The 12,884-nt window shown below is 61.5% G+C and carries 10 protein-coding genes; all 10 read left to right on the top strand.

The annotated features are described in order from the left end of the window. Positions 1-91 precede the first annotated feature (91 nt). On the top strand, positions 92-544 hold the full coding sequence (locus N1037_10315; GenBank protein UWS77696.1) for a hypothetical protein: 453 nt from the start codon (positions 92-94) through the stop codon (positions 542-544). Positions 545-606: 62 nt separating this feature from the next. After that, positions 607-945 (top strand): metalloregulator ArsR/SmtB family transcription factor, encoded by a 339-nt coding sequence (locus tag N1037_10310; GenBank protein UWS77695.1) that lies wholly within the window; start codon positions 607-609, stop codon positions 943-945. A 209-nt stretch (positions 946-1,154) separates the two neighbouring features. Further along, a complete protein-coding gene (locus N1037_10305) occupies positions 1,155-2,213 on the top strand; it encodes a YeeE/YedE family protein (protein ID UWS77694.1) in 1,059 nt (352 codons plus the stop codon). Positions 2,214-2,447: 234 nt separating this feature from the next. Beyond that, positions 2,448-4,478, top strand: a complete 2,031-nt coding sequence (locus N1037_10300; protein ID UWS77693.1) for a PhoX family phosphatase — start codon at positions 2,448-2,450, stop codon at positions 4,476-4,478. Between the two features lie 270 nt (positions 4,479-4,748). Continuing rightward, on the top strand, positions 4,749-5,252 hold the full coding sequence (locus N1037_10295) for a DUF302 domain-containing protein (protein UWS77692.1): 504 nt from the start codon (positions 4,749-4,751) through the stop codon (positions 5,250-5,252). A gap of 195 nt (positions 5,253-5,447) precedes the next feature. Further along, positions 5,448-7,067: a thiamine pyrophosphate-binding protein gene (locus N1037_10290; protein UWS77691.1), complete on the top strand. Its 1,620-nt coding sequence runs from the start codon at positions 5,448-5,450 to the stop codon at positions 7,065-7,067. Further along, positions 7,054-8,277 carry a CoA transferase gene (locus N1037_10285; protein UWS77690.1) on the top strand — a complete coding sequence of 408 codons (1,224 nt, stop codon included), beginning with the start codon at positions 7,054-7,056 and terminating at the stop codon, positions 8,275-8,277. The genes N1037_10290 and N1037_10285 overlap by 14 nt, the downstream gene beginning before the upstream one ends. Before the next feature lie 270 nt (positions 8,278-8,547). Further along, complete coding sequence (locus N1037_10280; GenBank protein UWS77689.1) at positions 8,548-9,912, top strand: tetratricopeptide repeat protein; 1,365 nt, start codon at positions 8,548-8,550, stop codon at positions 9,910-9,912. 134 nt (positions 9,913-10,046) lie between these two features. Beyond that, positions 10,047-11,327 carry an OpgC domain-containing protein gene (locus tag N1037_10275; GenBank protein UWS77688.1) on the top strand — a complete coding sequence of 427 codons (1,281 nt, stop codon included), beginning with the start codon at positions 10,047-10,049 and terminating at the stop codon, positions 11,325-11,327. Further along, positions 11,324-12,841, top strand: a complete 1,518-nt coding sequence (locus N1037_10270) for a glucan biosynthesis protein G (protein UWS77687.1) — start codon at positions 11,324-11,326, stop codon at positions 12,839-12,841. The genes N1037_10275 and N1037_10270 overlap by 4 nt, the downstream gene beginning before the upstream one ends. Positions 12,842-12,884 lie beyond the last annotated feature (43 nt).

The raw sequence follows: 12,884 nt of genomic DNA, 5'->3' as shown, positions 1-12,884 counted from the left end.
AAGCTGTCTTGGCGCAAGACTTGTGTTATTCACATATTCAAATTATGTAGTATCAAGCCGCAAATCGCGGATGCCGTCAACGGTTGAGGTCATGAAAAATCAACGCCCCCTTTCTGTAACACGCCGCAGCTTTGCAGCGACCGCCCTGTCAGTGGCTATTGGCCTTGCGGTTGTAAACCCGTTGCCTGCGCTGGCTGACGCGGCTCTACCCTGGGCTGACAAGGGCCGCGCGCTGGTCATGGTTGAGCAGGCAGGCTGTGAATGGTGCAAACGCTGGAACGAAGAAATCGGCCCCATTTACCCCAAAACCCGCGAGGGCGCTTTTGCGCCGCTGCACCGGGTGGATCTGCGGGCCATTCCCGCTGACCTGCAGTTGACACGTCGGGTGACTTTTACGCCAACATTCTTGATTGTAAACGACGGACATGAGATGGCCCGCCTGGAAGGCTATCCAGGGGAAGACTTTTTCTGGCCCTTGATCGCCCAACTTATGCGCCAGCATCTGGGGTTGCCCACCGAAGAGGCCGACCCACCCGAGAGCTAGCCGATATTAAGACCGCATTGGGAGGAGCGGCGCCCGCGCGCTGCCACCACAGGAGAGAGACTATGGGACTACCGCAATTCTCGGCCGATATGGCCCCGGAAGAGCTGGACAACATGGTGGACAACGCCACCACAGCGTCAAATTTCCTCAAGGCGATCAGCCATGAGGGACGATTGATGATCCTGTGCCACCTGGTCACCGGTGAAAAATCGGTCACCGAACTCGAAGATCTACTGGCCGCACGCCAGGCCGCCGTGTCGCAGCAGCTGTCGCGGTTGCGGCTCGAAGGGCTGGTCGTGCCACGCCGGGACGGCAAGGCCATCTATTACCGTTTGGCAGACGACCGTCCACGGCGGATCCTCGAAGTGGTCTACGAGCTGTTCTGCAACGACGCCAGCTAGGGCCAGATCCCTTGAAATTGACGCCCAGCGCGCGGGTCAGGATGCAAAACCCATTGCGCAAAACCCATTGCAATGGATCCTGCAATGACGCTTTGCTGCGCCCATAGATGCATCCCCTGAGCCGTCGCCGGAAAGACCACAGGCGCACATGCGGGAGCGACATCGCTTGAGGTCAGCGCCAACCGCCCAGCCCAGGAGGAGGGTTGCCCATGTTTGATCTGTTCAGCGATCACCAGTTGGTCACCGGTATCGGCCTGTTGGGGGGGATCTTATTGGGGCTGGCAGCCCGGTTGGGCCGGTTCTGCACCCTGGGCGCCATCGAAGATCTGCTATATGGCGACTCGTCGCAGCGGATGCGCATGTGGGGGCTGGCAATTGGCACCGCCATCATTGGCAGTTTCACCCTCATCGGGTTGGGGCTGTTTGACGCCTCGCACTCTTTCTACCTTTCAGTGCGCTGGATGCCGATGGCCTCGATTATCGGTGGCCTGATGTTTGGCTATGGCATGGCCCTAAGCGGCAACTGTGGCTACGGCGCCATTGCCCGGCTTGGCGGCGGCGATCTGCGCAGCTTTGTCATTGTGCTGGTGATGGGCATCTCAACCTATGTGGTGCTGTCTGGCCCCCTCGCCCCACTGCGCAACCTGCTGTTTCAGCAACAGGATGTCACCAGCGAGCTGCCGCCAGGACTGGCACATCACCTGGCCGCGCTGACCCATCTGCCGCTGGCGGGTATTGGGATCGTTGTCGGTGTCCTCCTGATTGGCATCAGCCTATGGGATGCGGACTTCCGCCGTGATCGCAAAAGCCTGTTTTGGTCCGTCATTGTCGGTGTGGCCGTGGTTTCTGGCTGGGCGGGCACCGCCTATATCAACGCCCGCGGGTTTGAGGCGCTGCCGGTGGTTTCACATTCTTTCTCAGCGCCTCTGGGGGAAACCATCCTCTGGACCATGACCGGCAGCCTGCGGCCACTGTCCTTTGCGGTGGGTTCGATCACCGGGGTCTGGCTCGGCGCCTTTATTGGCTCGCTGATCAAAGGACATTTCCGCTGGGAGGCCTGTGACGATCCGCGTGAGTTACGGCGCCAGATCATTGGCGCCGCCATCATGGGCGCGGGCGCTGTGGTCGCCATGGGCTGCACCGTGGGGCAAGGGCTCAGCGCCTTCTCCTTGCTCTCGCTCTCCGCCCCTGTCACCTTTTTGGCGATCTTTGCCGGGGCCGCCCTGGGGCTGCGCCAATTGATCGAAGGCTTTCGCCGCACTACCTAGGGCCGGTCTAACCTCTGCCATCGCTGTGCCGCAGTGTTTTCTATCTGGCTGGTCACATATGCCGCCTGACATATACCCGGTGATATATGCCCCGTTATATGTGCCCCGTGATATGTACCCTGTGACATTCTGATGAATTCGCTTTGATCATAATCTATCTGTTACACAGCGGCTGCAAATCACCAGGCATCTGCCGGGGATCTCCCGCCTACACCGTTATGAAAAGAGCACGCCATGGACCGCAAGCAAATCATCAACGATCCTGAGATCGGCAACAAGGCCGAAGCCTATGAAGCCTTTGACGACATCCCAACCAACCCCAACCTGGATGCCACCATCGGCGATGTCATCAATACCCGCTATGGCCGCCGCGATATGCTGCGCGGTATGCTTGGTGTCTCGGCAGCGGCCACCCTGTTTGGCACCTCCGCGCTGATCGCCCCCAACCACGCCACCGCCTCTGCGGCCCCTGAAAGCCGCTATCGCTTTGATGAGCTGACCTGGGGCAATGATGAAACCCATCACATCGCCAATGGCTATGAGGCAGACGTGCTGCTGCGCTGGGGCGATCCGATCACCGCTGATGCGCCTGAATTTGACGTGATGAACCAGACAGCTGAGGCCCAGCTGCAGCAGTTTGGCTATAACAACGACTATGTGGGCTTTACCCCCCTGAACGCCGAAGGCACCCGTGGTCTGCTCTGTGTGAACCACGAATACACCAACGAAGAAGTCATGTTCCCCGGTCTTGGCCGTCAGGACAAACAGGGCTTTGCCGGTATGACCAAGGAGTTGATCGACATCGAGATGGCCGCCCATGGTGGCACCGTGGTTGAGATCGCGCGCGACGCAAGCGGCAAATGGGCGGTTGTGCGTGATGGCGCCTTTAACCGGCGCATCACCCCGCTGAACACCGCAATGACCATCGACGGCCCCGCCGCAGGGCACGCCCGGATGCAAACCAATGCTGATGCCTCTGGCAAAGCTGTCATTGGCACGCTCAACAACTGTGCCGGCGGCATGACCCCCTGGGGCACCTGGCTGATGGCCGAAGAGAACTTCCACGGCTATTTCTGGACCGATGCCCGCGACAGCGACGGCAAGCCGGATCTGACCGCGCACCAGGATGCTGCCAGCAAGAAACGCTATGGCGTCCCCGGTGGCTGGTATGCCTGGGGTCAGCACTATGACCGGTTCAACATCGACAAAGAGCCAAACGAGCCAAACCGCTTTGGCTGGGTGGTTGAAGTCGATCCCCGCAAACCAGACGCAAAACCAGTAAAACACACTGCCCTGGGTCGTTTCCGCCATGAGGGGTGCGAGACAACCATCTCAGCGACCGGCAAATTGGTTGTCTATATGGGCGATGATAACCGGTTTGATTACCAGTACAAATATGTCTCCAACGGGACAGTGTCCCACACCGATGATGCCAATGGAAACCTGCTGAGCGACGGTATTCTATATGTTGCCCGCTTTGATGCCGATGGCACCGTGCACTGGCTGCCGCTGGTACATGGCGAGGGGCCGCTGACCGCAGAGAACGGTTTTGCCAGCCAGGCTGATGTGCTGATTGATACCCGCCTGGCCGCGGATGCGCTTGGCGCCACGCCAATGGACCGTCCCGAAGATGCCCAGCCGCGCGGCGACGGCACCGCCTATATCATGCTGACCAACAACTCCAAGCGCAAGGATACGCAGCTCAACGCCGCAAACCCCCGCGCCAAATCCAACTTTGGTCACATCATCGAAATCAAAGAAGCGGCAGGCGATCATGCCTCCACCACGGGCACATGGTCGATCCTGGTGAAATGTGGCGACCCAGAGCTTGCGGAAGTGGGCGCTCAGTGGAACCCGGAAACCAGCGAAAACGGCTGGTTTGGCTCTCCCGACAACTGTGCCTTTGACGCCGATGGCCGCCTGTGGATCTCTACCGATCAGGGCAGCAAATGGGGCAAGACGGGCAAATCCGACGGGCTGTATGCGCTGGAAACCGAAGGCGAACTGCGTGGCCATTCGAAACTGTTCTTCCGCTGCCCAGTTGGCGGGGAACTCTGTGGGCCATACTTCACCGAGGACAGCGAAACGCTCTTTTTGGCGGTGCAACACCCCGGCACCGATGGCACCAAGGCGCTGCAAGGGTTTGAGCGCGCCTCGACTTTCGAAGATCCCGCCACCCGTTGGCCCGACTTCGATCCAAAAATGCCGCCGCGCCCCTCGGTTGTTGTGGTCACCAAAACAGGCGGCGGCCGGATCGCTGTCTAGCTGGGTCTCATAGCGCAAGCCACCGCTATACCTCACACTGGCCCAGGCCCGGATCCGTCCGGGCCTGACCTGTCTGCGCTTATGGCAGGACCCTGCCTTGCCCCCCTCCGCCGCACTTGACGACCCAAAATGCTACACTGCAATGTGATGCCTTAGCCCGCAAATCTATGCCAATCTGCGGTCAGCTTAATCCAAAGGGTCTTTCCAATGCGCGCACTGTGCCTATCACGCTCTGCCCTGTGTCGCAGACTTCCCAAGATGCTAAGGGCAATGAGCCTCCCCCTACCACAGGCTGCTCTCCCGGCGTTGCTCATGGTGGTGATCCTCAGCCTCGGATCTTTGCCCCAGCCCGCCGGGGCGAGCGAACTTGGCAAACGCAAAGGCTGGGTGATCTTTGAAAGCGAAAAACCCTATGAAACGCTGCTGCAGGATCTGCGTGCCGCAGTAAAGGCCGAGGGGCTCGTGGTGGTCACACAGGCCGGCCCGACGCAGGCAGCCGCAGCCCGTGGCATTTCCATTCCCGGCAACCGGGTGATTGGTGTCTTCAACAATGACTACGCGGTGCGCATTCTGGCCCTGTCGACTGCCGCGATGATCGAAGCCCCTCTCCGGTTTTATGTCACCGAGGTCGACGCAGATCACAGCCATCTGGCCTATAAACGTCCCAGCTTTGTCTTTGCCCCCTACCTCAATGAGGGCGGAGGTCGGCTGCTGCGCATTTCCACCGACCTGGACCGCCGCTTTGCGGCCATCGCTGAAGCTGCACTGCACTAGGGGAATGGCAGGGCGGCCCGGACGGCAACAAAGCCCGCCCCTACCATGCCCCCAAGCTGACCAGTTTAGGGCGCCCTGTAGCCAGTGCCGAGGCCACTATGCAACACACAGCAAGTCACAGAGACGTGATACGGCTTGCGCCGCCTGCCGCAACCCGCGAATTCTAGCTTCTGGAACAAGTGGGAAATCAAAAACATGACACAGACCCTTCGCGCCGCCGACGTTCTGGCCCGCCGCCTCTACGAGGCCGGCTGCCGTCACGCCTTTGGCATGCCCGGCGGCGAGGTGCTGACCCTGGTGGATGCGCTGATCAAGGCCGGCATTACGTTTCACCTGGCCAAACATGAAAACGCCGCCGGCTTTATGGGCGAAGGCCTGCACCACAGCGACGGCGCCCCGGTTATTCTGGTTGCCACCCTGGGTCCAGGTGCGCTCAACGGCGTCAATGTGGTGGCCAATGCCCATCAGGACCGGGTGCCGATGCTGGTGCTCACCGGCTGCGTCGATGCTGCCGAGGAACACAGCTATACCCACCAGGTGCTGGATCACCGGGCGGTGTTCTCTCCCATAACCAAGGCCACGTTCCGCCTGGATTCCGAGGCTGCGGACCTGATCGCCGACAAGGCCGTCGCCATTGCCACCCAGCCACGCAACGGTCCGGTGCATATTGACGTGCCGATCTCGGTTGCAGACGCCCCTGCCAGAGATCGCGGCTCTCGCCGCGCGCCTGCGGCGCTGACCCGGCCAGAAGACGCCACGCTGGCGCAGGCGCTGTCCTGGCTCGACGCCGCCCAGCGTCCCATCGCCATCATCGGTCTCGACGCCCTGCAGGAACAGGCCGCGCCCGAGATCAAGACCTTCCTCGAACACCACCAGATCCCCTTTGTCACCACCTACAAGGCCAAGGGCATTCTGCCGGAAAGCCACCCGCTGTGCCTGGGCGCCGCCGGGCTGTCGCCGCTGGCGGACAAATATCTGCTGCCCCTGGTGCAAAAATCCGATCTGATCCTGGCCCTGGGCTATGACCCGATCGAGATGCGCCCCGGCTGGCGCAATATCTGGGATCCTGCGGTGCAGCGGATGATCGACATCACCCCTGAGCCCAACAGCCACTACATGCATCAGGCCAGTCTGGCGCTGGTCGCTGCCTTGAAACCCACCCTTGCGGATCTGACCCGCTCCGGGACCGCAACAGATCGCCTCAAATGGCCCTGCGCCGCCCCGGCACAGGTTCGCCAGGATCTTGCAGCGGCCTTTCCCACCACCGATGACTGGGGCCCGGCCGGGGTGATTGCCCAGTGCCGCGCCTCCCTGCCCGAAACCACCCTGGCGACAGCGGACAGCGGCGCTCATCGCATTTTGCTCAGCCAGATGTGGCCCTGCGCTGAACCGCGCGCCCTGATCCAATCCTCCGGCCTGTGCACCATGGGCTGCGCCGTGCCCATGGCCATTGGCCGCAAGCTGGCAGAGCCCGATCGTCCGGTTGTCAGCTTCTCCGGCGATGCCGGGTTTTTGATGGTTGCCGGGGATCTGGCCACCTCCGCCGAGCTGGGCGTGGCACCGATCTTTGTGGTCTTTGCCGATGCCAGCCTGGCCCTGATCGAGCTGAAACAGCGGGGCCGCCAGATGTCCAATGCCGGGGTTGATCTGGGGCGCCACGACTTTGCGGCCATCGGCCGCGCCTTTGGCGGCACGGGTGTAACGGTGCGTAATCGCGCTGAATTGGACCAGGCCTTGCAACAGGCCTTGGCCTCGGACCGCTTCACTGTCATTTCTGCCGAAATCGAACCCGGAGGATATGATGGACGCATCTAACCCACAGCCAAGCTCGCCCCAGAGCAGCCTCACCCATGGCGCCCTGAAGGGCATCAAGGTACTGGATCTTTCCCGCATTCTGGCAGGCCCCACCTGCACCCAGATGCTGGGCGATCTCGGCGCTATCGTGGTCAAAGTGGAAAACCCCAAAACAGGCGGCGACGACACCCGCCAATGGGGCCCTCCTTATGTGGAAAATGAGGCCGGCGAACGCTCTGATCTGTCGGCCTATTTCATGGCCGCCAACCGCAACAAACGCTCCATTGCCCTGGATATCGCCAGTGCCGAAGGTCAGGACGTGATCCGTCGCCTTGCCGCAGAGGCGGATATTCTGGTGGAGAATTTCAAACCCGGCGGTCTGGCCAAATACGGGCTGGATTACGCCAGCCTGCGCGCCGAACTCCCCAGCCTGATCTATTGCTCCATTTCCGGCTATGGCCAGACCGGCCCCAACAGCGCCAAGCCCGGCTATGATCTGATGGCCCAGGGCTATGGCGGCCTGATGTCCCTCACCGGGGAGCCCAAGGGCCAGCCGGTGAAGGCCGGCGTTGGCATCGCCGATGTGATGTGCGGCATGTATGCCACCATCGGCGTTCTGGCCGCGCTGCACCACAAAACCCAGACCGGCGAGGGCCAGCAGATTGATCTGGCGCTGGTGGATGCCCAGGTGGCCTGGCTGATCAACGAGGGTGTGGCCTATCTCAATACCGGCGAGCTGCCCCAGCGGCGCGGCAATGAACATCCCAGCATCGTGCCCTATGGTCTCTATGAAACCTCAGATGCCCATGTGATCCTGGCGGTGGGCAATGACAGCCAGTTCCGCCGCTTTATGGAGTTTCTCGGCCTTGAAGGCCTGGCGGAGGATCCGCGTTTTGCCACCAACCCCGCCCGCCTCAAGCATCGCGACGCGCTGAATGATATCCTGCATCCGGCGCTGAAACGCTTTACCATGGATGCAGTCATCGCCGGCATGGAAGCCCGCAAGGTGCCCGCCGGGCCGGTGCAGACCCTGGACCGGGTCTTTGCCTCCGATCAGGTCGCCGCCCGCGATATGGCCATTGAAATGCAGTCTGGCGCAGGTCCGGTACAGCTCTTGGGCAATCCGCTGAATTTCTCCCGTACGCCAGTGACCTACCGCCACGCCCCGCCCCAATGCGGCGAGGCCACCGAGGAGATTCTGCAGGCCGAAGATCCCTTTGCCGAGACCTGACCCCGCCAGGCCGGTCGCACCGCTGACTGCCTAATGTTACAAAAACACGCAAGCACCCGTCCCCAAGGCGGGTGCTTGCTTGTTATTGCACCTTCAATTGCCAAAAGGCGCAAAAATCCGCCTGTTCGGGTGTCAGACTTCGCGCCTTTCCGCACGAAGCACACACGCGTCATCACCAAACCGCGAGCGACGTCGCGCGGTTGTGCGCTCTGGTTTAGTCTTTTGAGCAACAACAGTGGTTTGTGAACATAGGCAGCGATTGGACCCTCAATGACGCAAGATATCTTTGGACAGGACACCAGCCTCAGCAGTGCCGCCACCCAAGCACGCTGGGATGCAGCGCAGATGGGGGTGCTGGCGCATTCCGCGGCCACAGCAGATCACCTGGGCGCCGTTCTGGCAGCCACACCTGATTTTGCCCAGGCCCAGGCCATCAAGGGGCTGTCGGTGCTGATGCTGGGCCGCTCTGAACTGGTGCCGATGGCGCAGGAGGCGCTGAGCGACGCCAAATTGGGATATGAGGCTGCCCTGCCGCGGGAACGCAAATATGTCGATGCGCTTGCGGCCTGGCTGGCTGGACGTCCCTCGCGGGCAGTGGTGCTGATGGAGCAGATCCTGGATGTTGATCCCTGCGATGCCCTGGCGATGAAGCTCAGCCATGGGATCCGCTTTATTCTGGGCGATTGCACCGGCATGCGCGCCTCGGTTGAGCGGGTCATGCCTGCCTATGCCCCGGATCACGCCGCGCGCGGCTATCTGCTGGGCTGTCACTCCTTTGCGCTGGAAGAAACCGGGTCTTACGAGAAGGCAGGGATTGCCGGGCGTCAGGCGCTGTGGATGGCGCCAGATGATGCCTGGGGGCTGCATTCTGTCGCCCATGTGCACGAAATGACCGGCAATGCGGCACAGGGGTTGGAGTGGCTGACCGGACGCGAAGAGGCTTGGGCCCATTGCAACAACTTCCGCTATCACGTCTGGTGGCACAAGGCGCTGATGCATCTGGATCTTGGTCAGATTGATCAGGCGTTGATGCTGTATGATACCGAGGTGCGCAAGGACAAGACCGACGACTACCGCGACATCTCCAATGCCACCTCACTGCTGATGCGGCTGGAACTGGAAGGAGTGCCGGTTGGCAACCGCTGGGAGGAGCTCTCTGAGCTTTGCGCCAATCGCACCGAGGACGGCAGCCTGATCTTTGCCGATTTGCACTACCTGCTGGCCCTGGCCGGTCACAACCGGCAGGCGGAAACCCGCCGCCTGGTCAGCCGCATTCACGCCGATGCCAAGGCGCGCAACACCGAGGCCCAGGAACGCATGGCGACGCCGGGTTGCGACGCGGCCAACGGGCTGGAGGCCTTTGGCGATGGCAACTATGCCCAGGCCTTTAGCCATCTGTCGCGCGCCCGCAGCACCCTGCAATTGGCGGGCGGCAGCCATGCCCAGCGCGATGTATTTGAGCGCATGACCATCGACGCCGGTCTACGTGCCGGAGAATTCGACGCGGTCGAGGCCATTCTGGACGATCGCCGTGCCAAACGCGCCGGCGGAGAGGACAATTATGCCCTGGCCCGGCGCAGTCTGATTGCCCAGGCCCGCAGCACCCCGGATCCCCATAGCGTGCCCGCAGAATAACCGCTGGTAAAGATCTGGAAAACAGCTCAGAGAGCACAGACAGATACTGGACCCAAGACCCCGCAGTTTCGATTTAGAATCAGGGGCAGAACCGGCTTCAGAACTGGCTTCAAAAGACCAATAAGGAATTCCCCATGGCGAAGATTTCGCCCTTCCCCACCCTACAGCAGGATCCAGGCCCTGCGGCCAACCGGAGCGCCTCTCCCGGACCTATTGATCTGGATAAGGCGCCCGCCAAGCGCCAGCGCGACCCCCGGCTCGATTTTTACCGGGGCATTGCCATGTTCATCATTCTGGTGGCCCATATCCCCGGCAATCGCTGGACCGGCTGGATCCCAGCGCGGTTTGGCTTTTCTGATGCAACCGAGATCTTTGTGTTCTGCTCTGGCATGGCCTCGGCGATTGCCTTTGGCAGCTCTTACGCGCAGCAGGGCTGGGCTTTGGGCACCACGCGGGTGGTGTTTCGCTGCTGGCAGGTGTTCTGGGCCCACATCGGCCTGTTCTTCTTTGTCGCCATGACCATGGCGGCGCTGGACACCTATGGCAGCTTTGACAAGACCTATATCAACTCCCTGAACCTGCAACATTTCTTCAACAATCCCGCACCGCAGCTGGTGGGGCTGTTCACCCTCACCTATGTGCCAAACTATTTTGACATCCTGCCGATGTATCTGGTGGTTTTGGCGTTGATGCCGGTGATGATGGGGGTTGAGCGCCTCGGCCTCTGGGCGGTGGCGCTGACCTCTGGTCTGATATGGCTCGCTGCCAACCCCTATCTTGTCGGGCTTGGCCCCGATGGGCTCTCGCTCCCGGCGGAGCCCTGGTCGCAGCGCGAATGGTTCTTTAACCCCTTTGGCTGGCAGCTTTTGTTCTTTACCGGCTTTGCCTTCATGAAGGGCTGGCTGCCCCCGCCGCCTGTCTCGGCCCTGCTGGGCGCTGCCGCAGCTGCCTTTCTGCTGCTCTCGGCGCCCTTTGGCTCGTGGAAGGTGTTTCTTTGGGTGGATGCCGCCAATGGCGATCTTGGCGATATGATCCGACCCTGGTGGCAGACCACGGCCCAGTGGCGTGAAAAGAGTGATTTTGGCCTGCTGCGCTACGCACATTTCCTGGCCCTGGCCTATCTTGGCTGGCTGATTGCCGGGACCGGCGGCAAGCGCCTGATTGCCTCGGGTCACAGCCTTGCTGCCCGGATCTGGGCACGGCTGCTGGGGATCATCACCAAGGTCGGCCAGCAAAGCCTCGCGGTCTTTGTCTTCTCCATGGCCCTGGCGCGGCTCATCGGCTTTGCCCTGGATCAGACCGAGCGCGGCATCGCGATCACCGCCCTGGCCAATCTGACGGGCTTTGCCCTGATCATCGCCTGCGCCTATGGGGCGGGCTGGTTCAAATCCCACCCCTGGAGGGCCAAGCGATGAGCACCCTTAGCCGCCGGGCCTTTGTCGCCTCTGCACTCTCCAGCACCCTGCTCACCGCGCTGCCGGCGGGCGCCACAGAGAGCCCTCAGCCTGCGGCCTTTGACCCGGCCCAGGTGATCGCCCGCGCCCGCGCCCTGGCCACCCAGGGCTACCAGCCCCGGCAACAGGTGCCACAGGATTGGCTGGATCTGACTTATGATCAGTACAAGGCACATCGGTTCCGCACTAAGGACGCGATCTGGTCCAAGACCGACAGCAGCTACAACGTCGATCTCTTTCTGCCGGGGCTGTATTTTCGCCACGCGGTTCAGGTGAACACCGTTAAAGACGGCATGACCCGCCCCTTTGGCTTTGACATGGCGCTGTTTGATCGCGGCGAGATTGCGCCGCCTCTCAGCACCACCGGTGCTCTGGGCTATAGCGGGCTGCGTCTGCGCACCCAGTTGGATCAGCCCAATAAGAAAACCGAATTCTGCGTCTTTCAGGGGGCCAGCTATTTCCGCGCCATCGGTATCGGCCAGGCCTATGGTCTGTCAGCACGCGGGCTGGCGCTGAAAACTGGCGATCCCATGGGGGAGGAATTCCCCGATTTCATTGAGTTCTGGCTGGAGGCCCCCGGCCCCAACCAGCGCAGTATGGTGGTCCATGCGCTGATGGATTCGCCCTCGGTCACGGGGGCCTATCGCTTTACCATCACCCCCGGAGCCACCACGGTGATGGATGTCGAGGCGCATCTGTTTACCCGCGAGGATCTGACCCACGCCGGGCTGGCGCCGCTCACCTCGATGTTCCTGTTTGACCGCACCAACCGCAACCGGTTTGACGATTTCCGCCCCAATGTGCACGACAGCGACGGGCTGTTGATCCTCAACGGCAATGGCGAGCGGCTGTGGCGGCCCCTGGCCAACCCGGTGCATTTGCAAATCTCCTCCTTCGTGGATGAAAACCCCCGTGGCTTTGGCCTGATGCAACGGTCGCGGCATTTACAAGATTTTGAAGACCTGGAAGCCAATTACCACCGCCGCCCCAGTCTTTGGGTGGAACCAAAGGGCAACTGGGGCAAAGGCGCTGTGACCCTGGTCGAAATCCCTGCCGACAAGGAAATCTACGACAATATCGTCGCCTATTGGCGGCCTCAGGACACCCTGCCCGCCGGAACCGAGCTGCCGCTGTCCTATCGGCTCAGCTGGGGCGAGGACCCAGAGATGGATCTGGCCCGAGTGATTGATACCGCCGCAGGCGCGCGCATCTTTGGGGAGCCCGGACGGTTGATGACGGTGGATTTTGAAGCCCACCCGCTGCTGGACGGCGATCCCGAAGACATCGAGGTGCATCTTTCCTCCCCCCATGTGGAAACCAGCGAAGGGGTGCTGCAACGCAACCCAGCCACCGGCGGGGTGCGGCTGGCCTTCAGCTTTGCCCCCAATGAAGAAAACCATGTTGAGCTGCGCCTGCAACTGCGCCGCAATGGCGCCGCCGCCAGCGAAGTCTGGCTGTATCGGTGGACTGCATGAGCGATCCGATCCCGACCTCCCCCCTACAGCCAGCCGAACCGCT

The sequence above is a fragment of the Phaeobacter sp. G2 genome (assembly GCA_025163595.1).
Lineage (GTDB): Bacteria > Pseudomonadota > Alphaproteobacteria > Rhodobacterales > Rhodobacteraceae > Pseudophaeobacter.
The sequence above is the reverse complement of the archived record's forward strand: the minus strand, read 5'-3'. Positions and strand labels throughout refer to the sequence as shown.